The organism is Mesorhizobium sp. L103C105A0 (assembly GCF_000502215.1).
In the GTDB taxonomy this organism is placed as follows: domain Bacteria; phylum Pseudomonadota; class Alphaproteobacteria; order Rhizobiales; family Rhizobiaceae; genus Mesorhizobium.
Map to the genome: position 1 here is coordinate 138901 of NZ_AYXF01000008.1, position 21252 is coordinate 160152.

General features: G+C 63.2%; 20 protein-coding genes and 1 pseudogene. 12 read left to right on the forward strand and 9 right to left on the reverse strand.

Features of this window, described 5'->3' with window-relative positions; genetic code table 11:
- Window positions 1-7: 7 nt before the first annotated feature.
- Window positions 8-1498 carry a leucyl aminopeptidase gene (locus X727_RS143435; RefSeq protein WP_023715072.1) on the reverse strand — a complete coding sequence of 497 codons (1491 nt, stop codon included), beginning with the start codon at window positions 1496-1498 and terminating at the stop codon, window positions 8-10.
- Window positions 1499-1547: 49 nt separating this feature from the next.
- Complete coding sequence (locus X727_RS1000000168060) at window positions 1548-1841, reverse strand: hypothetical protein (protein ID WP_155923601.1); 294 nt, start codon at window positions 1839-1841, stop codon at window positions 1548-1550.
- A gap of 32 nt (window positions 1842-1873) precedes the next feature.
- On the opposite strand from X727_RS1000000168060, the gene lptF reads away from it, so the two are divergent.
- From lptF to X727_RS143395, 8 genes are all read left to right on the forward strand, one after another.
- Complete coding sequence (gene lptF, locus X727_RS143430; RefSeq protein ID WP_023672737.1) at window positions 1874-3073, forward strand: LPS export ABC transporter permease LptF; 1200 nt, start codon at window positions 1874-1876, stop codon at window positions 3071-3073.
- 2 nt (window positions 3074-3075) lie between these two features.
- Window positions 3076-4158, forward strand: coding sequence for an LPS export ABC transporter permease LptG (lptG, locus tag X727_RS143425; protein WP_023702945.1), 1083 nt, complete (start codon window positions 3076-3078; stop codon window positions 4156-4158).
- Complete coding sequence (locus X727_RS143420) at window positions 4158-6590, forward strand: LPS-assembly protein LptD (RefSeq protein WP_023727348.1); 2433 nt, start codon at window positions 4158-4160, stop codon at window positions 6588-6590. The genes lptG and X727_RS143420 overlap by 1 nt, the downstream gene beginning before the upstream one ends.
- A gap of 90 nt (window positions 6591-6680) precedes the next feature.
- The gene (locus X727_RS143415) at window positions 6681-7610 is read left to right on the forward strand and encodes a peptidylprolyl isomerase (RefSeq protein ID WP_023695593.1); all 930 of its coding nucleotides are present in this window, start codon (window positions 6681-6683) and stop codon (window positions 7608-7610) included.
- A gap of 12 nt (window positions 7611-7622) precedes the next feature.
- A complete protein-coding gene (gene pdxA, locus X727_RS143410) occupies window positions 7623-8651 on the forward strand; it encodes a 4-hydroxythreonine-4-phosphate dehydrogenase PdxA (protein WP_031204525.1) in 1029 nt (342 codons plus the stop codon).
- Window positions 8652-8689: 38 nt separating this feature from the next.
- A complete protein-coding gene (gene rsmA, locus X727_RS143405) occupies window positions 8690-9526 on the forward strand; it encodes a 16S rRNA (adenine(1518)-N(6)/adenine(1519)-N(6))-dimethyltransferase RsmA (RefSeq protein WP_023727350.1) in 837 nt (278 codons plus the stop codon).
- Between the two features lie 68 nt (window positions 9527-9594).
- Window positions 9595-9900 (forward strand): type II toxin-antitoxin system RelB/DinJ family antitoxin, encoded by a 306-nt coding sequence (locus tag X727_RS143400; protein WP_023672731.1) that lies wholly within the window; start codon window positions 9595-9597, stop codon window positions 9898-9900.
- Entirely contained in the window at window positions 9897-10190 is a 294-nt protein-coding gene (locus X727_RS143395; RefSeq protein WP_023672730.1) for a type II toxin-antitoxin system RelE/ParE family toxin, read from the forward strand. Before X727_RS143400 ends, X727_RS143395 begins: the two co-directional genes overlap by 4 nt.
- A 33-nt stretch (window positions 10191-10223) precedes the next feature.
- On the opposite strand, the gene gmk is transcribed toward X727_RS143395, so the two are convergent.
- From gmk to fabD, 7 genes and pseudogenes are all read right to left on the reverse strand, one after another.
- Window positions 10224-10880: a guanylate kinase gene (gmk, locus tag X727_RS143390; protein WP_023689111.1), complete on the reverse strand. Its 657-nt coding sequence runs from the start codon at window positions 10878-10880 to the stop codon at window positions 10224-10226.
- A 24-nt stretch (window positions 10881-10904) separates the two neighbouring features.
- Window positions 10905-11871, reverse strand: a pseudogene (locus X727_RS0134380) (YicC/YloC family endoribonuclease).
- Window positions 11872-12133: 262 nt separating this feature from the next.
- Window positions 12134-13390 (reverse strand): endolytic transglycosylase MltG, encoded by a 1257-nt coding sequence (mltG, locus tag X727_RS143385; protein ID WP_023715070.1) that lies wholly within the window; start codon window positions 13388-13390, stop codon window positions 12134-12136.
- Window positions 13391-13591: 201 nt separating this feature from the next.
- Entirely contained in the window at window positions 13592-14854 is a 1263-nt protein-coding gene (fabF, locus tag X727_RS143380; protein ID WP_023834768.1) for a beta-ketoacyl-ACP synthase II, read from the reverse strand.
- 34 nt (window positions 14855-14888) lie between these two features.
- Window positions 14889-15125: an acyl carrier protein gene (locus tag X727_RS143375; RefSeq protein WP_006203723.1), complete on the reverse strand. Its 237-nt coding sequence runs from the start codon at window positions 15123-15125 to the stop codon at window positions 14889-14891.
- Window positions 15126-15346: 221 nt separating this feature from the next.
- Complete coding sequence (fabG, locus tag X727_RS143370; protein WP_023672725.1) at window positions 15347-16084, reverse strand: 3-oxoacyl-[acyl-carrier-protein] reductase; 738 nt, start codon at window positions 16082-16084, stop codon at window positions 15347-15349.
- A 15-nt stretch (window positions 16085-16099) separates the two neighbouring features.
- Window positions 16100-17092 carry an ACP S-malonyltransferase gene (gene fabD, locus X727_RS143365; RefSeq protein ID WP_023834769.1) on the reverse strand — a complete coding sequence of 331 codons (993 nt, stop codon included), beginning with the start codon at window positions 17090-17092 and terminating at the stop codon, window positions 16100-16102.
- Between the two features lie 277 nt (window positions 17093-17369).
- Between fabD and X727_RS143360 the strand changes: the two genes are divergently transcribed.
- The 4 genes from X727_RS143360 (at window position 17370) to rplI (ending at window position 21212) form a co-directional block, all read left to right on the forward strand.
- Window positions 17370-19298, forward strand: a complete 1929-nt coding sequence (locus X727_RS143360; protein ID WP_023715068.1) for an LTA synthase family protein — start codon at window positions 17370-17372, stop codon at window positions 19296-19298.
- Between the two features lie 311 nt (window positions 19299-19609).
- Window positions 19610-20110 carry a 30S ribosomal protein S6 gene (gene rpsF / locus X727_RS143355; RefSeq protein ID WP_023672722.1) on the forward strand — a complete coding sequence of 167 codons (501 nt, stop codon included), beginning with the start codon at window positions 19610-19612 and terminating at the stop codon, window positions 20108-20110.
- Window positions 20110-20358, forward strand: coding sequence for a 30S ribosomal protein S18 (gene rpsR, locus X727_RS143350; RefSeq protein ID WP_006203718.1), 249 nt, complete (start codon window positions 20110-20112; stop codon window positions 20356-20358). The genes rpsF and rpsR overlap by 1 nt, the downstream gene beginning before the upstream one ends.
- A 266-nt stretch (window positions 20359-20624) precedes the next feature.
- Window positions 20625-21212, forward strand: a complete 588-nt coding sequence (rplI, locus tag X727_RS143345; RefSeq protein ID WP_023672721.1) for a 50S ribosomal protein L9 — start codon at window positions 20625-20627, stop codon at window positions 21210-21212.
- Window positions 21213-21252 lie beyond the last annotated feature (40 nt).

Sequence of the window (21252 nt, forward strand, 5' to 3'; positions counted from 1 at the left end):
CCCTGCCTTATCCCTCGTAATTGTCGCGCACCAGCCGGTCGAGCAGCCTGACGCCGAAACCCGAGCCCCAGGACTGGTTGATCTCGCTCGGCGGCGAGCCCATCGCGGTGCCGGCGATGTCGAGATGCGCCCACGGCGTTTCCTTGACGAACCGCTGCAGGAACTGCGCGGCGATGATGGCGCCGCCATAGCGGCCGCCGATGTTCTTCATGTCGGCGTTCTTGGAATCGATCAGCTTGTCGTATTCAGGCCCAAGCGGCATGCGCCACAGCCGCTCCTGACTCGCCTGGCCGGCCGCCGTCAACCTGTCCGAAAGTTCGTCATTGTTGGAGAACAGGCCGGCATAATGCTGGCCGAGCGCGACCATGATGGCGCCGGTCAGCGTCGCCAGATTGACCATGAATTTCGGCTGGAAGCGGTCGTTGCAATACCACAGCGCGTCGGCCAGAACGAGGCGTCCTTCGGCATCGGTGTTGAGCACCTCGATGGTCTGACCCGACATCGAGGTGACGATGTCGCCGGGGCGCTGGGCATGGCCGTCGACGGCATTTTCCACCAGCCCGACGATGCCGACGACATTGGCCTTGGCCTTGCGCGCGGCTAGCGCCTGAATGAGCCCGATGACGGCCGCGGCGCCGCCCATGTCGCCCTTCATGTCCTCCATGCCGGAAGCCGGTTTCATCGAATTGCCGCCGGTGTCGAAGGTGACGCCCTTGCCGACGAAGGCGACCGGTGCGTCCTTGGCCTTGCCGCCCTTCCATTGCATGACAGCCATCCGGGCGCCGCGTGGCGAGCCTTGCGCGACACCGAGGAGCGAGCCCATGCCGAGCTTCTTCATTTCCTTCTCGGTGAGGATTTCGACCTCGACGCCGAGCGCTTCCAGTTCCTTGGCGCGGGCGGCGAATTCGATCGGGCCGAGCGTATTGGCCGGTTCGTTGACAAGGTCGCGCGCCAGAAGCACGCCGTCGATGACCGCAACCTCGTCGGCGAAGGCCTTTTTCGCCGCGGCAGGATCGGCGGTGTGGATGGTCACCTTGACCGGTTTCTTCGGCTCGGCATCGTCCTTGTCTTTCCTGGTCTTGTATTTGTCGAAGGAGTAGCTGCGAAGAATGATGCCGGCGGCAAGGTTCGCCGCTTGCCTGCCGCCAATCTTTGCGCCCGGCACATCGAGGATGACGGCCACCTCCGCTGCCTTGCGCAGGGACGCGGCGATGGTGCCGCCAAGCTTCAGCCAGGCAAAGTCATCGAGGCCGGCGACCTTGCCGGCGCCGACCGCCACCAGTCGGTCGAGCGATGTTCCCTGCGGCGCCAGCACTTCCACGACACCGGCGAATTTTCCGGAAAACTCCGCCACCGGAAACGCCCGCGCCAGCGTTCCTGAGGGGTCGCAGGCCTTTGCCGGTTCGCCAAGGCCACCATCGTCGGCCGCCAGCACGAAGATGCTGCCCTTTTTGGGTGCGGCAAATTTGGCGAAGGCGATCAATGGTCTCAAAGTCATCAGGTCCTGCTTTCGGGAAACGGCTCAGATTTTCAGGAAAAATGCATTCTCAGGGAAGATGCGCGACATTTGGTCGTTTTCCTTGATTTGGCAAGACTTTGCCGGAATCAGGGCTCATATGCGCAGCGGAATCGATAACGATTCGTCGCGGCACGGCCCCGCTTTCCTGCCGCAACCTGTTGTTAACCATCGATGTTCTCCCTTTCTTATCCATTGCCGCCGACACTCCGGCCTGCGGGACGGGCGATGTGGGACGGAGAATCGGATCGAACTGCCTGAAAGAAATGGCCAAACGCACCCAGTTGTACAGCCGCAGCCGGACGACTACCTTGTCCGCGGGCATGATGCCGTTCGGCAAATCGAGAAAAGCCTTGCATGAAGGTCGTTGAACGCTACATCATGCGTCGCGCGTTGGCGGTGTTTCTCGCTGCGCTGATCTGGACGCTGGCCATTGTCTGGACGACGCAGGTGCTTGCCCGCATCGACCTGGTCACCGACAGTGGCCAATCGGCGCTGACTTTTTTCGAGGTCGCGGGCCTCATCATCCCCACCATCATCCCGATCGTGGTGCCATTCGCCCTGGTGGTGGCGGTGGCCCAGACGCTCAGCGTCATGAACTCCGATTCGGAATTGGCCGTCATCAACGCCGCCGGCGCCTCGCGCTGGACGATTGTGCGGCCGGTCCTGCTGATCGCGCTGGCGGCCAGCGTCTTTTCCTTCGCGGTCGACAATGGCGTCGAACCCTATGCCAGGCAGAAGAACCGCCAGCTGATCGCGTCCTCGCGCGCCGATCTCTTGTCGCTGATCATCCAGGAAGGCACGTTCCGCAAGATCGACGACGGGCTGTTCCTGCAGATAGGCGAGCGGCTTCCGGACAACCGGCTCGGCGGCATCTTCGTGGCCGATTCGCGCGAGGAAGGCGCCAATCTGATCTATTATGCCAAGAGCGGCAGCGTCGTCGAAAAGGGTGACGAGAAGGTGCTGATGATGAATGACGGCGTCATTCATCGCAAGACGCTGACCGGCGACCTGTCGGTCATCCGCTTCACGTCCTACGCCTTCGACCTTTCCGCCTTCATGTCGGCGGCGAACGATATCATGCTCCTGCCCAAGGACCGAACGACGCAATACCTGCTCAACCCGGATCCGAACGACAAGATCTTCCAGCGCAGGCCCGGCGCCTACAAGGCCGAGCTCGACCAGCGCTTTTCCGAATGGTCCTATTCGCTGGTGTTCGCGCTGATCGCGCTGGCCGTGGCAGGCGATGCGCGCTCACACCGCGAGGCGCGCATCCACCCGCTGATCACAGCCATCGCCATTGCGCTGTTCGTGCGCTGGCTGGGCTTCTTTGCCGCCGGCAAGGCCGACAAGATCCCGCAATACGCCTATATGGTCTATGGCGTGCCGGTCATCGCCTCGGCGGTCGCCATCTGGTTCATCGTCACCTCGCGAAGCATGGAACTGCCCGGCAGCTGGGCCGACTGGATGACGAATTTCGCCGGCCGCGTCAGCGATGGCTGGACGGCGCTCAAGCTGCGCCTCAATCGGCGCTACACATCCGGCCAGGGAGCCTGACGATGGGCTGGACCCTGGGCCGCTACTTCTTCTTTCGCTACGTGTCGATCACGATCTGGTTCTTCATCGGCCTTCTGGCGCTGGTGTTCCTGATCGACTTCACCGAGCTGTCCGGCCGCATCACCGGCCTGCCGGGCTTCACCTACGGCACGGCGGTCGCGATCTCGGCGCTGAGGATGCCGATGATCATGCTGCAGACGGTGCCGTTCGTCGGTCTGTTCTCGGCGATGGCGACGCTGGTGTCGCTCAACCGCAAATACGAGCTGGTGATTGCGCGATCGGCCGGAGTGTCGGCCTGGCAGTTTCTGTTGCCCTGCTGCATAGGTGCGCTGTTATTCGGCATACTATCGGTCGGCGTGCTCAATCCGATCGCCGCGCATGGCTTCTCATGGTCGGAGCAGATGGAAAACCAGCTGCGATCCGGCAATTCGAACGTGGTGGCGGCCGATGCCACGCCGTGGATCCGCCAGAAAACCAACTCGGGCGACACCATCATCGGCGCCCGCGCCATCCTGAACCAGGGCCTGGAAATGGCCGACACCGTGTTCTTCGTCCTCGATCCGCAGGGCAACATCGTCGAGCGCAAGGACGCCGCGCGGGCCTTTCTGCGCGACGGCTACTGGGAATTGCAGGACGTCAAGGTGTTCAAGGACGGCAACATCCGTTCCGAAACGACCGACCAGTTGCCGACCAACCTCAAGCCGGAATTCGTGCAGGAACGGCTGGCGCGCCCCGAAACCATCCCGTTTTACGACCTTCCCGGCAAGATTGAGGTTGCCCGCTCCTTCGGCCTCAAGGCAAATGCCTTCGCCATGCAGTTCGATTCGCTGGTGGCGTTACCGTTCCTGCTTGTGGCCATGACGCTGATTGCGGCAACAGTTTCAATGCGATTTGCGAGGATGGGGCAGTCGGCAACGATGATTCTGGGTGGCGTCCTCGCCGGCTTTCTGCTTTATGTCGTTTCGGTATTGGTCAAGGCATTCGGCGTGGCGGGATTCGTGCCCACAGCCGTGGCTGCATGGGTTCCGGTTGTCGTGGCTATGTTCTTTGGGGTGACATTCCTGCTATACAAGGAAGACGGCTAGTGAGGGAGGCGGCTTTGCGCAGCCATAGGCAGGCCGGTTTGGCGCGCCTCTATTCGGCGAGCGCCTTGGCATGCCTGCTCGCCTGCGGCGTGCTGACGGCCCCTGCGCTGGCGCAGGACGTTACCGACGTGGCAACGAAGGTTCCCTCCGGCTCCCAGATGCTGCTGGCGGCCGACACGCTCGTCTATAACAATGACAACCAGACGGTCACCGCCATCGGCGGCGTCCAGATCGACTATGGCGGCAACAAGCTCGTCGCCCAGCGCGTCGTCTATGATCGAAACACCAAGCGGCTGGTTGCCAGCGGCAATGTGGAGATCGTCAACAGCGACGGCACCAAGATCAACTCGCAGCATATCGATATTACCGACGATTTCGCTGACGGTTTCGTTAATGCGCTGCGCGTCGAAACGCCCGAAAAAGCCTATTTCGCCGCCGAAAGCGCCGAGCGCATGGGCGGCGTGCTGACAACGTTCCACAACGGCGTCTATACGGCCTGCGAGCCTTGCGAAGACAAGCCGGACAAGGCGCCGACCTGGCGGATCAAAGCCAGGAAGATCATCTGGAACGGCGAAAAGAAAACGGTTCGCTTCGAGAATGCGAATTTCGAATTCTTCGGTTTCCCGCTGGCTTACCTGCCGGCGTTCGAGATCGCCGACCCTACGGTCAAGCGCAAAAGCGGCTTCCTGATCCCCAGCATCGGCTACAACAACCGTCTCGGCGTCGGCGTCAAAGTCCCCTACTATTTTGCCCTGTCGCCGACCTACGACCTCACCGTTACCGGCAGCGGCTACACCAAGCAGGGTTTCCTCGGCGAGGCCGAGTGGCGCCAGCGCTTCAACAATGGCCAGTACACGCTGAAGCTTGCCGGAATCAACCAGCAGGACCCTGGCGCTTTCCGTGATTTCGCGGCTTTCCCCGGCGGCTACAATGTCAATTCGGGGCCAGCAGGCGATCCGAACAAGTTCCGCGGCATGATGGGCACCAAGGGCCAGTTCGCCATCAATCCGCGCTGGGACTTCGGCTGGGATATCCTGCTTCAGACCGACAAGAATTTTTCGCGTACCTATACGATCGAAGGCTACAACGACGCCGTGCATCAATCGTCGGTCTACCTGACCGGCCTAAACGACCGCAATTATTTCGATGTGCGCGCCATGCGCTTCCAGGTTCAGGAGAACACACCGGACGGCAACGTCGCATCGCGCAGCGACAAGCAGCCCTGGGTGTTGCCGTCGCTCGACTATGCCTACATCCCCGACATGTCGGTGGCCGGCGGCCAGCTGTCGTTCAACGTCAATGCACGAGTCATTCGCCGCGACGATCTCGATCAGGCCTATTTTACCCCCTATGTGCCGGGCTCAGGCGTCCAGCGCGTGCGCGGCATCGAGGGCGAATCCGGTCGCCTCACCGCCGAAGCCGAATGGAAGCGTACCTTCACCACGGACGGCGGATTGCAGTTGACGCCCCTTCTGGCTCTGCAGGGCGACGTCGACTATCTCAACGCTTCTTCGGCTTCGCTGACTGCGGTAAACCAGATGGCAACGAATGTCGGTGCCGCCGACGACATGCGGTCTTCCTTCGCCCGGTACATGGCGACCGCCGGACTTGAAATGCGCTGGCCGGTGCTGTTCTCGATGACCGGCTCCAGCCATATCGTCGAGCCGATGGCGCAGGTCTTCATGCGCCCGAATGAGCAGTATGTCGGCGGGCTCGCCGTTCCCAACGAGGATGCACAGAGCTTCGTCTTCGACGCCACGACGCTGTTCGAGCGCGACAAGTTCTCCGGCTACGACCGCGTCGAAGGCGGCAGCCGCGCCAATGTCGGGTTCCGCTATTCCGGCGCCTACGACAATGGCTGGGGCACCAACGCGATCTTCGGCCAATCCTACCAGTTGGGCGGGCGCAACTCGTTCGATTCACCGGATCTGGTCAATGCGGGCGCCGATTCCGGCTTGGAGACTTCGACCTCCGACTATGTCGGCCTTGTCGGCTTCAGCAGCCCGAGCGGCTTCTCCGGTTCGCTCAGCGGCCGCTTCGACGAGCAGACCTTCGAAGTTCGCCGTGCCGAGGTGAAGGCCGCCTATTCCGGGCTGCCGGTTTCGCTGAGCGCCAAATACGCCTTCATCCAGGCGCAGCCGCTCTATGGTTTCACCACCGACCGCCACGAAGTCACGCTCGGCGCCTCGACACACCTGGCCGAAAACTGGCGCGTCTTCGGCACCGGCACCTACGACCTGCAACAAAGCGTGCTGGTCAAGGACGGCGTCGGCTTTGCCTACAATGATTCCTGCTTCACCTACCTGATGACGTACTCGGAATCACGCGACATCAACACCAAGGAAGTGTCGCAGAATGTCGGCTTCAACCTGTCGTTCCGCACGCTCGGCGATTTCGGCTCGTCCCAAAGCTCGATCGACTCCATCCAGTAGAGCCGGCTGACGACATCGTTTTGCCGCATAAAGCGGGCACGGATTTCGCCAATATCGGGCTGGAATCGGCCAAAACCGGGTAGAATTGGGATGCTTTCGATGAGGAAATACCTGTTTTCGGCAGGATTCGCGCTCCTGTTGGCGGCGACCTCGGTCTCTGTCACCATGATGGTACCGCCGGCGTTCGCCAGTGAAATCAAGTATGTCGTCAACAACATGCCGATCACCACCGGCGACATCGCGCACCGGGCTGCCTTCCTGAAACTGCAGCGCAAGAAGGGTGACGCGGGTCAGGAAATGATCGACCAGACGCTGCGCATGGCGGAGGCCAGGCGTCTCGGCATCCGCATCTCCGACGCCCAGGTAGAGGCTGCCTATCAGCGCTTTGCCTCGAGCAACAAGATGCAGCTCAAGCAGCTCGACGGTGTCATGGCGCAGTCCGGCGTGACCAAGGAGCATTTCAAGGAATTCATCCGCTCCCAGATGGCGTGGAACCAGGCGCTGAGCGCACGCTACAGCGGCGGCGGCGGGGAGGTGAGCGAACAGGATCTGGTCAAGCGCATGCTCGAAAAAGGCGGCGCCAAGCCAAGCGCCACCGAGTACATGCTGCAGCAGGTGATCTTCGTGGTGCCGAAGGCCGAGCGCAGTGCCACACTCGCCAAACGCAAGCGCGAGGCTGAAGCCATGCGCGCCCGCTTCAATGGCTGCAACACCACGCGTGAATTCGCCAAGGGCCTGATCGACGTCACCGTTCGCGACCTCCCCCGATTGCTGGCGCCGCAACTGCCGCCGGACTGGGCCGAGCAGATCAAGGCCACCAAGCTGGGCGGCGCCACGGCCGTGCGCGAGACCGATCGCGGCATTGAATTCATCGGCATCTGCTCGTCGCGAGAGGTTTCCGACGACAAGGCGGCCCAGATGGTGTTCCAGAGCGAAGGCAGCGGCGACAAGAACGCCGACGAGCTCTCGGCCAAATATGTCGAAGAGCTGAAGGCGAAAGCCAAGATCGTTACGCGCTGAACCGGCCCAGCCGTGCATGAGACAGAGCTTCCGCTGGCGCTGAGCGTCGGCGATCCATCCGGCGTCGGTCCGGAAATCGCCATTGCCGCGTGGCAGAGCGCCCGCGGTTCCGGTGCCGCGCCCTTCTACCTTCTCGCCGATCCGGCGCTGATTGCCGCGCGGGCGCGCCGGCTCGGCGCGGCGGTGGCAATCGCCGAGACGGTGCCGGCCCAAGCAGCTGGTGTCTTTCAACACGCCTTGCCCGTGGTGCCGCTGGCGGCCCACTTCACCGACGATCCCGGCCGGCCCGACCCGGCCAATGCCGCCGGCATCATCGAGGCCATCGATCGCGCCGTCGCCGACTGCCTTGCCGGTCACGCGGCCGCGGTCGTCACCTGTCCGATCGCGAAGAAGCCGCTCTACGATGCCGGCTTCGGCTTTCCCGGCCACACCGAGTATCTGGCGCATCTGGCCTCGCTCCACACCGGCGGCACGGTGACGCCGGTGATGCTGATCGCCGGCCCCGAATTGCGCACCGTTCCTGTCACCATCCACATCGCGCTGGCCGAGGTGCCGAAGACGCTGACGACGGAGCTGATCGTTGCCATCGCGCGCATCACCGCCGGCGATCTTGCACGCCGTTTCGGCATCGCCAGGCCGAGGCTCGCGCTTGCCGGCCTCAATCCGCATGCCGGCGAAAGCGGCGCCATGGGGACAGAGGACGAGCACATCATTCGTCCTGCGGTCGACATGTTGCGGGCGCAAGGCATCGATGCCTTCGGACCGCTGCCGGCCGATACGATGTTTCATGCGCGCGCCCGCGCCGGCTACGACGTGGCGGTCTGCATGTATCATGACCAGGCGTTGATCCCGGCCAAGGCGCTGGCCTTCGACCAGGCCGTCAACGTCACGCTTGGCCTGCCGTTCATCCGCACCTCGCCCGATCACGGCACAGCCTTCGACATCGCCGGCAAGGGCATCGCACGTCCCGACAGCCTGATCGCGGCGCTGAAGCTGGCCCGCCGGCTGGCCGATACCGGCGCAAAGCCCGCAGTTGCATGAGCCAAAAATCATGAGCCCAAATCATGAGCCCAAAATTCATGAGCATTGACGGGCTGCCGCCGCTGCGCGAGGTGATCGAGCGCCATGGACTGCAGGCAAAGAAGGCGCTTGGCCAGAATTTCCTGCTCGACCTCAATTTGACCGGCAAGATCGCGCGCGTCGCCGGGGACCTTAGCGACAGTACGGTAATCGAGGTCGGCCCCGGCCCCGGCGGGCTGACCAGGGCGCTGCTCGCTGCCGGTGCCCGCCGCGTCGTCGCCATCGAGCGCGACGAACGCTGCCTTGCGGCCTTGGCCGAGGTCTCCAACCACTATCCGGGCCGGCTCGAGGTGATCAGCGGCGATGCGCTGAAGACGGATTTTGCCGCTCTTGCCAAGACCGCGTCACAAGGCAGCCCGGTGAGGATTGCCGCCAACCTGCCCTACAATATCGGCACCGAGCTGTTGATCCGTTGGCTGACTGTGGCGGACTGGCCACCCTTCTATCAATCGATGACGCTGATGTTCCAGCGCGAGGTGGCCGAGCGCATTGTCGCCGGTTTCGGCAGCGATGCTTATGGCCGGCTCGGCGTGCTGGCGGGCTGGCGGACCGAGGCGAGGATCGCCTTCGACGTGCCGCCGCAAGCGTTCACGCCGCCACCCAAGGTAACGTCCTCGGTGGTGCATCTGGTGCCGCGCGCCAGCCCTTTGTCAACCGACGTGAAAAAACTCGGTCGCGTCACCGAAGCCGCTTTCGGCCAGCGCCGGAAAATGCTGCGGCAGAGCGTGAAGAGCCTGGGTGGCGAGGCACTGCTGACGCGCGCCGGCATCGATCCGACCCGGCGTGCGGAGACGCTCAGCGTCGAGGAATTCGTGCGGCTGACAAACGCGGTTTGACCGGCGGCGCTAGCGCCGCCTAGCAATCGTCATTCAAACGCATTACATTGACGTCGAAGGAGATTGCCATGCCAGCAAATGCACTGGTCCAGACGCGTATCGACGCCGACATCCGGGATCGAGCTTCGGCGGTGCTCGAAAGCATGGGGCTGACGGTCTCGGATGCGGTGCGGATATTGCTCACCCGAACCGCCAACGAGGGTGCGCTGCCCATCGATCTCGTCACAAACAACGAGGCGTATGATTTATGGTTTCGCGCCAAGGTTCGCGAAGCGCTCGACGACACCCGACAAGACATTCCTGATGATCAAGTCGAGGCGCATTTTGCCGAGAGACGCGCCGCGGCGCGGCGTTCGGGTGAACCTAAATCTTGAAGATCGTCTGGTCGCCATTCGCGCTTTCAGATCGCGACGGCATCTTCGCGCATATCGAGGCCGACAATCCTGCGGCCGCGATCGCCACCGATGAGCGGATCGTCGCCGCAATCAACCGTCTTCGGGACCTTCCCCAAAGCGGCCGGATCGGCAGGCTTGCAGGGACACGAGAGATCGTCATCGTCGGCACGCCATATGTCGCGGCCTATCAGCTGACCAACAGCACGATTCGAATCCTGCGCGTGCTTCACGGAGCGCAGCGTTGGCCGGACGATCTGCCAGGCAGCTGATGCCGCTAATTTAGATTGCCAGCGGTGGACGAGCTATTCCGTCTTCTCGTCCAGCAACCCCGAGACGAAATCGAACAGCCCGGGCCGGCGGTCGCGCCGCAGCCTTTCCGCCGTCACGATGCCACGCACTTCGGCGAAGGCGCGGTCGAGATCGTCGTTGACGATGACAAAGTCATATTCCTTCCAGTGCTCGATCTCGTTGCGGGCGTTCTTCAGCCTGGTCTCGATCACGTGCTCCTGGTCCTCGGCGCGGCGCTTGAGGCGCGACTTCAATTCCTTCATCGACGGCGGCAGGATGAAGATCGAGACGATGTCGGCGCGCATCTTCTCCTTGAGCTGCTGGGCGCCTTGCCAGTCGATGTCGAAGAGCATGTCACGGCCCTGCGCCAGCGCCAGTTCGGCCGGCTCGCGCGGCGTCGCGTAGCAATTGCCGTGCACCTCGGCCCATTCGAGCAACGCGTCGGAATCGCGCAGCCGCTCGAACTCGCGCGTGGTGCGGAAGTGATAGTGGACGCCCTCGATCTCCGAGCCGCGGCGTGGCCTGGTGGTGACCGAGACCGATAATTCCAGGCTGCCGTCGCTTTCCAGCAGGTTGCGCGCGATCGTCGACTTGCCGGCGCCCGACGGCGACGACAGGACCAGCATCAGCCCGCGGCGGCGAATGCGGGATCCGAGATCCCTGGCAACCATCGGCTCCTTGCCACCCATTCGGGTTTACTCCAGATTCTGGACCTGTTCGCGAAACCGGTCGACCACCGCCTTCAGTTCCAGCCCGATGGCGGTGACAGTGGCGGCGTTCGACTTGGAACACAGCGTATTCGATTCGCGGTTGAATTCCTGCGCCAGAAAATCGAGCTTGCGGCCGATGGCGCCGCCATTTGCCAGCAGCGCTCTGCCCGACGCCACATGCGTCTTCAGCCGATCGATCTCTTCACGGATATCGGCCTTGGTGGCCAGGAACGCCGCTTCCATGTGCAGCCGGCCGGCATCGAGATTGGCCGACGCATCCATCAGCAGCCGCACCTGTTCGGCGATCCGCTCGCGGATCGCCGCCGGTTCGCGCGACGGGTCGGCCTCGGCTTGAAGCGTCAGCGCCTCAATGGCGTCGATATGGCCGGAAAGCAGCGAACGCAGCGCTTCGCCCTCGTTCTGGCGTGCCTGCTCGAGACCTGTAAGCGCCGTTTCCAGCGCGGACAGGATTGACGCGTCGAGTGCTGCCCGCACCTCCTCGGTTTCGCTGGTTTCAGGGATATCGAGCACGCCGCGCAGGGAAAGCAGACCGTCGGCAGTTGCCGGACCAACACCGAACTGGTCCTGCAGCCGCTTGGCCATGCCCGCCAGATCCCTGAGGAAGGCTTCGTTGACCACCGGCTGCGCCTGCTGGCCGGCGGCGCGGCCGACGGTCAGCGTCGCTTGGAAATTGCCACGCGAAAAGCGCTTCTGCAGCGTCTGCCGCACAGTCGGTTCGAGCCGCTCGAAACCTTGCGGCAACCGCAACCTGACCTCGACGCTCTNTCTGCAGCGTCTGCCGCACAGTCGGTTCGAGCCGCTCGAAACCTTGCGGCAACCGCAACCTGACCTCGACGCTCTTGCCGTTGACCGACTTGACCTCCCAGGCGATCGAGGCGCCGTCATGTTCGGCAACAGTGCGTGCAAATCCGGTCATGCTCTGCAAATTCATGATGCGGCTCGTGTCTCCCTGATGGTCCGATTCTAACAATTGCGCATGCGTTCGATATCACGGGCAGCGCGAATGTCAGAATCGCAATACCGGCAAGATGTTGATTGCCGCTGTCGTTTCGATCTCGCAGGGCTGAAATCGAGATTCAGAGGCACCCGAGCAAGACCGAAAACGCTTCGAACCCCGCTGTTCGTTCAAAGCAGCAGCGCGTCCGCCTCTGTCCGCGTCGCTTAAGGTCGATCCCTCTGAAAGCGCCGGCCTGCTACTGGGCGGCACCCGTATCGCCGGCATCACCGCTGTCACCGGCGGCATCGCCACTTGCGTCACCGTTGTCGTCGCCATCCGCCGGCGCATCGGTCTGGCCCGGAGTCTTGGCGCCCTTGGCGGCGTCTTCAGCCTGCTTCTTCTGCAGTGCCCGGTAGCGGGCAACGTTCTCATTGTGCTCGGCAAGCGTGGTGGCAAAGACGTGGCCGCCGGTGCCGTCGGCGACGAAATAGAGATCATCGGTCTTCGACGGGTTGGCGACGGCTTCGAGCGCGGCGCGGCCGGGATTGGCGATCGGCGTCGGCGGCAGGCCGTTGATCAGATAGGTGTTGTAAGGCGTCTGTTTCTGGATGTCAGATTGATAAATCGGCCGGTCGGCGGGTTTGCCCTTGCCGCCGAACAGGCCGTAAATGATGGTCGGATCGGATTGCAGCCGCATGCCCTTGGCCAGACGGTTGAGGAAGACGGCGGCAACGCGCGAGCGCTCGTCGCCCCGGCCGGTTTCCTTTTCGACGATCGAGGCCAAGGTGACGAAGTCGTCGACATTGGCCAGAGGCAGGTCGGGCGCGCGCCGCTGCCAGACCTCGTCGACCAGCTTCTTCTGGTCGGCGAGCAGCTTGTCGACCATCTGTTGGCGCGTGGCGCCGCGGGTAAAGCGCAGCGTGTCGGTGGCGAGGCTGCCCTCAGCCGGCTTGGCGGCCGGCATGTCGCCGGTCAGCGCATCCTGCTCGGCGATGCGCTGCAGCGCCTGCTCGACCGTCAGGCCCTCGGGAATGGTCAGCGAATACATCACCGACTTGCCGCTCTTCAGAAGCTCCATGATGTCGCGCATGGAGGCGCGCGGCTTTATCTCGTATTCGCCTGCCTTCAGCGCTGAATCATTGCCATAGACCCGCACGGCGATGCGGAAGATGCGGGCATCGCTGATCAGCCCACGCCGTTCGAGCTGGTCGGCAATATCCTGGACGCCGGTGCTCGGCTTGACCAGGAAGGTGTCGCCGGCCACCGACGGGCCCGGTTCGTTGAATGCCTGCTTGCCGAAATAGAGCGAAACGCCGGCGGCGAGGATCATCAACATCACCGCGGAGATGACGAAGTTCATGAACACGACGACTTGGCTGCGCGAGGCGCGCGAGCGCTTTGGTGGTGGTGTGCCGGCTTCCGGGCGCAAAGCTTCGGCCGCGGTCTTCGGCACGATCGGGCCGGTCTGCTGGTTTTGTCCGAATTGTCCGCTGCCGCCCGGATTGGTGTTCATTAGCGCCCTACCATCTGATCTCTTAGAGCGACCATGCGCCCGATTGGACGCACAGCGTGCCCTAACATTTCAAGCCTACGCATCGTGCTTTTAAAAAAGCGCCTTCGGTTTCAGGCCGATGCGACGAATCCCCAGCGGCAGAGTAGGCTTGAATATGGCAAAATTGACGACAGACCGCTGGCGCGCCGGTCGATACCGCAATCAGCCTGTATAACGCTGGAATACCAGCGAAGCGTTGGTGCCGCCGAAGCCGAAGGAGTTGGACAGCGCCACGTCGACCTGGCGATGCCGTGGCGTGTTCGGAACAAGATCGATCGCGGTTTCGCGTTCCGGGTTGTCAAGATTGATGGTGGCTGGCGCGATGTTGTCTCTGATAGCGAGGATCGAAAAGATCGCCTCGGCGGCACCCGCGGCACCCAGGAGATGGCCGATCGACGACTTGGTCGACGACATCGAGATTTTCGAGGCGGCGTTGCCGACCAGCCGCTCGACGGCGCCGAGTTCGATCGTGTCGGCCATGGTCGAGGTGCCGTGCGCGTTGATGTAGTCGACGTCGGCGGGCGTCAGCTTGGCCCGGTTCAGCGCCGCCGTCATGCAGCGGAAGGCGCCGTCGCCGTCTTCGGCCGGTGCGGTGATGTGATAGGCATCGCCGGTCAGGCCGTAGCCGGTGACCTCGGCATAGATCTTGGCGCCGCGCGCCTTGGCGTGTTCGAGTTCTTCCAGCACCACGACGCCGGCGCCCTCGCCCATGACGAAGCCGTCACGGTCGCGGTCATAGGGACGCGAGGCCTTCTCAGGCGTGTCGTTGCGGTCGGTGGACAGTGCCCGGCAAGCAGCGAAGCCGGCAAGCGATAGTCTGGTCACCGGCGATTCCGCGCCGCCGGCCAGCATCACGTCGGCATCGCCGAAGATGATCAGCCGGGCGGCATCGCCAATGGCGTGCGCGCCGGTCGAGCAGGCGGTGACGACGGCGTGGTTGGGGCCTTTCAGCCCATGCCGGATCGATACCTGGCCAGATACCAGGTTGATAATGTTGCCGGGAATGAAGAATGGACTGATACGGCGCGGTCCGCGCTCTTTCAGGATGATAGCGTTCTCGGCGATGCCCTCGAGGCCGCCAATGCCGGAGCCGATCATGACGCCGGTGGCGCAGCGCTCGGCTTCGGTGCTGGGCTCCCAGCCGGAATCCTTCAGCGCTTCGTCGGCGGCCGCAATCCCGTAAAGGATGAAGTCGCCGATCTTGCGCAGTTCCTTGGGCTCGAGCACGGCTTCGGGATTGAGCGTGCCGTTGGTGCCGTCACCGCGCGGAATGACGTGGGCTATCTTGCAGGCAAGATCTTCCACTTCGAACTCGGTGACGCGCTTGGCGGCGCTGCGGCCGGTCAGAAGTTCCTTCCAGCTGTGCTCGAAGCCCATGCCGAACGGCGAAATCAGGCCAAGGCCCGTGACCACGACACGCCTCATCGCAGGTCCTCCCCGGTGATGACTGCGGATAGTGTCAGGCCGAAGCCTTGTCGATGTACTTCACGGCATCGCCGACGGTCAGGATGGTCTCGGCCGCATCGTCCGGAATCTCGACGCCGAACTCTTCTTCGAAGGCCATGACGAGTTCGACCGTGTCGAGGCTGTCCGCGCCCAGATCATCGATGAAGCTCGCCTGCTCCGTCACCTTGTCGGCATCGACGCCAAGATGTTCGATGACGATCTTCTTGACGCGCTCTGCGGTGTCACTCATTTGGGGCATCCTCGTCTTTTGTTTGTCTGTCTTCGTTAGCGGGCAGAATGCCGCTAATCAAGCTGAAAGATGGTCCTGCCGGAAACGCAACGGTGCCGGACCGGTTTTTGCCCGAACCGCCGGGTTGCGGGCCGCATTACACGAAAAATGGCTGAGGTCCAAGGCGAAATGGTCTCTTTTCACAAGCCGGCCATGTCTTCTTATCACCCGGCAATATCCCGTCAGATCATGGCCATGCCGCCGTTGACGTGGATGGTCTGGCCGGTGACGTAGGCTGCCTCGTTGGAGGCGAGATAGGCGACGGCCGACGCCACTTCAACACTCGTGCCCATGCGGCGCGTCGGGATCGCGGCCATTATCGCGTCTTTCTGCTTGTCGTTGAGCTTGTCGGTCATGGCCGATTCGATAAAGCCCGGGGCGACGCAGTTGACGGTGATGTTGCGGGTGGCGATCTCCTGCGCCAGCGACTTGGAAAAGCCGATCATGCCGGCCTTGGAGGCGCAATAATTGGTCTGGCCAGGATTGCCGGTGACGCCGACTACCGAGGTGATGTTGATGATGCGGCCATGGCGGCGGCGCATCATCGGATGGGTCAGCTCGCGGGTGAGCCGGAACACGGCGGTGAGGTTCACCTCCAGCACGCTGTCCCAATCCGCGTCCGCCATGCGCACGAACAGGCCGTCCTTGGTGATGCCGGCATTGTTGACCAGTATGTCGACGCCTTCGAGTTCGGCTTCGGCCTTCTGGCCAAGCGCCTTGACCTCGTCACGGTCGGCAAGATTGGCCGGGAACAGCTTTACCCGGTCGCCGAGTTCGCCGGCCAGGGTCTCCAGTTTCTCGATGCGGGTGCCGTGCAGGCCGACAATGGCGCCTTGCGCATGCAGCAGCCGGGCAATCGCCTCGCCAATGCCGCCCGATGCGCCGGTGACGAGCGCCTTGCGGCCGGTCAGTTCGAACATTTTCGTCTCCTGATCTTAAGAGAACACCCTTCCCACGGGAGGGGTTGAATCGCCAGTGGATTGTGCAAGCGCGGCCAGCGCCGCCTCGACATCGGCCGGCGTGCCGACGGCCGATGTGGCGATGTCGCGGTTGATCCGCCGCGCCAGGCCGGAAAGCACCTTGCCGGCGCCGATCTCAAAGAGCGTGGCGACGCCATTGGCGCCGAACCACTCCACCGTTTCGCGCCAGCGCACGCGGCCGGTGATCTGCTCGACCAGGCGGCGCGCGATCTCGTCGGGGTCGCTGGTCGGGACTACAGTGACGTTGGAGACGACGGGCACCACCGGTGCATTCTTGGTCACCCCGGCCAGCGCCTCGCGCATGACATCGGCCGCCGGCGCCATCAGCGCCGAATGGAAGGGTGCGGAGACCTGCAGCATCAGCGCCCGCTTGGCGCCCTTTTCGGTGCACAGTTTCGCGGCGAGTTCCACCGCCGCCCTGGCGCCGGAGATCACCAGCTGGCCGCCGCCATTGTCGTTGGCGATCTGGCAGACCTTGCCGGATCCCGTTGCGGCCTCGGTGCAAGCGGCTTCGACGTCGGGCTGTTCCAGTCCGATGATCGCCGCCATGGCGCCCTCGCCGGCCGGCACCGCCGCCTGCATGGCGTTGCCGCGGATGCGCAGCAGCCGGGCAGCATCGGCGACCGAAACGAAACCCGCCGCGGCAAGGGCGGAATATTCGCCGAGCGAATGACCGGCAACGTAGGCAACCTTGTCCTTCAGCGAAAAGCCGCGCGCTTCCAGCGAGCGGATTCCCGCAAGCGAGACCGCCATCAGCGCCGGCTGGGCATTGGCAGTCAGGGTCAGCGCCTCTTCCGGGCCTTCCCAGATCAGTTTCGACAGCTTTTCGCCCAGCGCATCATCGACTTCCTCGAACACCCTGCGTGCCTCGGGGAAGGCGTCGGCGAGGTCCTTGCCCATGCCGACAGCCTGGCTGCCCTGTCCCGGAAAGGTGAATGCGACGGCCATTTGGGCGCTCTCCAGCGGCTGATTTTTACTGCCTGTGACGCAAGGCGGACCGCCAAGTCAAGCCCGGAGGCGGCATTTCGGCTCTCGCTTGAACCGGAGCTGACCTCGAGTCCCTGTTCCCAAAGGCTTTTTGCCGATCACACCTGATGAAAACCGCTCACGAATCGTTTGCTGGCTCTTCTTATTTTCGCCACAGGCGCTAGCTTTTGCATGACAGTTCTATGACAGAACGGTGGCGCGAGTGGAAATACGCGTTGCTTGGGCCGGGGGAAGAGACGTGGCTAGGATCAGGAAGGGCGCGGCCGTACCCGCGCCACAGTTCTTGGAAGACGATCCGTCCACCGGCTACCTGCCGGGGCGCAGATGGCCGGTCATCCGCTACGGCCTGGTCACGCTGCTTGCCTCCGCCATCCTGGTGTTCGCCATCGAATGGATCGTGCGCGGCGACTTCTTCGGCACGGTCGACTTCTTCCTGCAGCCATTCAAGCCGGGCTGGACCACCATCATTGTCTTTGCATTGGTGCTGATGGGACTGGACGCCGTGCTTGGCCGCAGTCACCAGAGCCTGATGATCGTGGCGCCGCTGACGCTGGCGCTGGCCTTTGTCGGGCATCAGAAGTCGCATTATCTCGGCGATCCGCTCTACCCAACCGATTTTCTTTATTCGCGCCAGATCATGGCACTGATGCCGCTCCTGGTGCGCGAACGGCCCTGGACGGCGCTCGCCATGGCGGTCGGCATCGTCGCCGGCCTGTCGCTGCTGATCTATGGCTGGCGGTTGTGGCGCCGCAAGGTTCCGATCCTCAGCCGCAAAGGGCGGCTGGCGCGGCTGACGCTGGCAGTGCCGCTGCTCGCCTTCTTCGTCTCAATCATGGACTACGCCACCTTCTCGTGGACCCGCGACCGGCTGCAGATCATCCCGATCATGTGGGACCAGAAGGAGAACTACGCCTCCAACGGGTTTGCGCTGGCCTTCGCGCTCAACGTGCCGATGGCGCATGTCTCGGCGCCGGCGGGCTATTCCGACAAGGCGATCGACGCGATCGACAGGCCTGCTGTGGCGGCCTCGGTACCGGATGAGAAACCCGACATCATCGTGGTGATGAGCGAATCTTTCTGGGATCCGACCAAGCTGCCCGGCGTCACAATCACGCCTGACCCGATCCCCAATGTGCGGGCGCTGCGTTCCGGCTATATGTTTTCGCCGGAATTCGGCGGCATGACCGCCAACATCGAATTCGAGGCGCTGACCGGCTTTTCCAATGCCTTCCTGCCGGCGGGCTCGATCCCCTACCAGCAATATGTGCGCACGCCGACGCCGTCGCTGGCGACCTTCCTGAAAAGCGAGGGATACCGGGCGCGCGCCATCCATCCGGGCACCAACTGGTTCTGGAACAGGGGCGCCGTCTATGCCGATTTCGGCTTCAACGATTTCCGCTCGGAAGAGACGCTGCCGCCACTGGAAAAGCGCGGGCCGCTGGCTTCCGATGCGTCGATGACCGACGAGATCATCGCAGAGGCCGACGCCAGCGAGCGGCCGGTGTTCTTCTTCGCCGTCAGCCTGCAGAACCACGGTCCCTACGAGCCGTACCGCTATTACAATCCGACCCACAAGGTCGCGGCACCGATCAGCACATGGGCGCGGGAATCGCTGCTCAGCTACGCCGAAGGCTCCGCCGATGCCGACCGTGGCCTCGAACGATTGATCGAATGGGCGAAGAAGCGCGAGCGGCCGACGGTCATCGCCTTCTTCGGCGACCATCTGCCGCCGCTCGGCCCCGTCTATGTCGAAACCGGTTACCTGAAGGACAATGTCGCGCCGCGCAAGGAACCGACGCCGGAGGCGGCACTGGAGCATCATCAGACGCCGCTGGTCATCTGGTCTAACCGCACCGGTCCGGCGCAGGATATGGGCGCGGTGAGCCCGGCCTTCCTGCCCTACCACATCCTGACAACGGCCGGGATCACGCACCCCTACTACACCGGCTTCCTGGGCGCGCTGCGCGAACGTTATCGCGTCGTGGATCGCAATCTGCTTCTGACACCGTCAGGTGAGGCCACGGCGGACTGGGCGCGGCAGAAGGACATCGATCCGGCGATCAACGATTTCCGCCTGCTGCAATACGATATGATGTTCGGCAAGCGTAAGGCGGCTCCGGACTTCTTCCCCGAAACGATCAACGGTCGTACCCCGCATACGAGTTGATGCCTGGTCTTTTCCAACCCTGCGACGCCAGGACGCTGTCCGGAGCATGCGTTACCCTTGCCTTCCAGCCAAATTGCTATATAGACGCCCGCAATCTGCCGGTCCTTGCTGGGGGCTGAACGGAGGGCCGGAGGTTTTACCCAAAACCTTCGTGTGAAGCCAGAAGCGCTTCCGCCTCCCGTGTCTCCGCTCTCGACCGTCTCGAAATGCTCCTTTCTTCCTCGCCCCCTCGGGACCAGCGGGTCAGAGAAGTTGCAGAGGCTTTTGCCGCGAGGATCCGGGAGAGAAACGAAGAAAGGCACTGAACCACTATGGCTCTATACGAACATGTGTTCCTTGCCCGGCAGGACCTCTCGCAGCAGCAGGTCGATGCGCTTGTCGAACAGTACAAGGGCGTCATCTCCGCAAATGGCGGGTCCGTCGGCCGGGTCGAGAACTGGGGACTGAAGTCCCTCACCTACCGGGTCAACAAGAACCGGAAGGCTTACTACACGCTTATGGACCTCAACTGCCCGCCGGCAGCGCTCAACGAGATGGAGCGCCAGATGGGCCTGTCCGAGGACGTGCTGCGTTTCCTGACCGTCAAGGTCGAGGCGCATGAGGAAGGCCCGTCGGCCATGATGCAGAAGCGCGAAGAGCGCTCGGAACGCGGCGGCTTCGGCGACCGCGACCGTGGTGATCGTGGTCCGCGCTCGTTCGGCGACCGTGATCGCGGCGACCGTGGCGATCGTCCGCCGCGCTCATTTGGCGACGCCGGTGGTGATCGTGGTCCGCGCCGTCCGCGCGAAGGCGTTGAAGGAGGTGCAGAATAATGGTCGACATCAATCAGATCCCGACCCGGCGCCCGTTCCATCGCCGCCGCAAGACCTGCCCGTTCTCCGGCGCCAACGCGCCCAAGATCGACTACAAGGACGTGCGTCTTCTGCAGCGCTACATTTCCGAGCGCGGCAAGATCGTGCCGTCGCGCATCACCGCCGTCAGCCAGAAGAAGCAGCGCGAACTCGCCAAGGCGATCAAGCGCGCCCGCTTCCTCGGCCTGCTGCCCTACGTGGTTCGCTAAGACTTTCGAGCGGGCGGTTCGCCGCCTGCTTCCTTCTCCCACGGCGACGGGCGCCGCAGGGGTAATTTGATGATGCATGTCGTTGTCCCAAAACCGGGACCACTCTTGGCGACGTGCATTGAAATCCCGAGTTGAGGTGAAAAGCCTCTAACTGCCGCGACAGGCAGGACAGCGACACCGGCGCCAAGGCGCTCAGAGCTTCCTGACCTGTTCCATTCAATTCGGCGCCGATCCCGCGGTCGGTGCCCAGACGAAGGAACAAGACCATGCAAGTGATTCTTCTCGAACGCGTTTCCCGCCTCGGCCAGATGGGCGATACCGTCAAGGTCAAGGACGGCTTTGCCCGCAACTTCCTCTTGCCGCAGGGCAAGGCGCTGCGCGCCAACGAAGCCAACAAGAAGAAGTTCGAAGGGCAGCGCGCGCAGCTCGAAGCGCGCAACCTCGAGCGCAAGTCGGAAGCCAGCCAGGTTGCCGAAAAGCTCGACGGCAAGAGCTTCATCGCCGTGCGTTCGGCCGGCGAGACAGGCCAGCTCTACGGTTCGGTGTCGACCCGCGACATCGCCGACCTGCTGACCGCCGAAGGGTTCTCGGTCAACCGCAACCAGATCCAGCTCAACCAGCCGATCAAGACCATCGGCGTCACCAATGTGGCGATTGCGCTGCATCCGGAAGTCGAGGTCACCATCAGCCTCAACATCGCCCGCACGGCCGACGAAGCCGAGCGCCAGGCCAAGGGCGAGACGCTGACCACCGCCGAAGCCATCTATGGCGACGACATCAACGACAACGCACGGCCGGAGAACTTCTTCGACCCGAACACCGAGTTCGAAGGCGGCGAAGAAGACAACGCCTGATCCCGCACGGGGCCTGATCGGGAAGCGAGGGGAGCAGCGC

Excerpts from the sequence above, each read along its gene's own strand:
- rsmA (WP_023727350.1), top strand. The coding sequence starts at position 8,690 with ATGAGCATTGACGGGCTGCCGCCGCTGCGCGAGGTGATCGAGCGCCAT.
- rpsF (WP_023672722.1), top strand. The coding sequence starts at position 19,610 with ATGGCTCTATACGAACATGTGTTCCTTGCCCGGCAGGACCTCTCGCAG.
- X727_RS143375 (WP_006203723.1), bottom strand. The coding sequence starts at position 15,125 with ATGAGTGACACCGCAGAGCGCGTCAAGAAGATCGTCATCGAACATCTT.
- X727_RS143415 (WP_023695593.1), top strand. The coding sequence starts at position 6,681 with ATGCTTTCGATGAGGAAATACCTGTTTTCGGCAGGATTCGCGCTCCTG.
- gmk (WP_023689111.1), bottom strand. The coding sequence starts at position 10,880 with ATGGTTGCCAGGGATCTCGGATCCCGCATTCGCCGCCGCGGGCTGATG.
- rpsR (WP_006203718.1), top strand. The coding sequence starts at position 20,110 with ATGGTCGACATCAATCAGATCCCGACCCGGCGCCCGTTCCATCGCCGC.
- mltG (WP_023715070.1), bottom strand. The coding sequence starts at position 13,390 with ATGAACACCAATCCGGGCGGCAGCGGACAATTCGGACAAAACCAGCAG.
- fabF (WP_023834768.1), bottom strand. The coding sequence starts at position 14,854 with ATGAGGCGTGTCGTGGTCACGGGCCTTGGCCTGATTTCGCCGTTCGGC.
- X727_RS1000000168060 (WP_155923601.1), bottom strand. The coding sequence starts at position 1,841 with ATGCCCGCGGACAAGGTAGTCGTCCGGCTGCGGCTGTACAACTGGGTG.
- X727_RS143400 (WP_023672731.1), top strand. The coding sequence starts at position 9,595 with ATGCCAGCAAATGCACTGGTCCAGACGCGTATCGACGCCGACATCCGG.
- fabG (WP_023672725.1), bottom strand. The coding sequence starts at position 16,084 with ATGTTCGAACTGACCGGCCGCAAGGCGCTCGTCACCGGCGCATCGGGC.
- rplI (WP_023672721.1), top strand. The coding sequence starts at position 20,625 with ATGCAAGTGATTCTTCTCGAACGCGTTTCCCGCCTCGGCCAGATGGGC.
- lptG (WP_023702945.1), top strand. The coding sequence starts at position 3,076 with ATGGGCTGGACCCTGGGCCGCTACTTCTTCTTTCGCTACGTGTCGATC.
- lptF (WP_023672737.1), top strand. The coding sequence starts at position 1,874 with ATGAAGGTCGTTGAACGCTACATCATGCGTCGCGCGTTGGCGGTGTTT.
- X727_RS143435 (WP_023715072.1), bottom strand. The coding sequence starts at position 1,498 with ATGACTTTGAGACCATTGATCGCCTTCGCCAAATTTGCCGCACCCAAA.
- fabD (WP_023834769.1), bottom strand. The coding sequence starts at position 17,092 with ATGGCCGTCGCATTCACCTTTCCGGGACAGGGCAGCCAGGCTGTCGGC.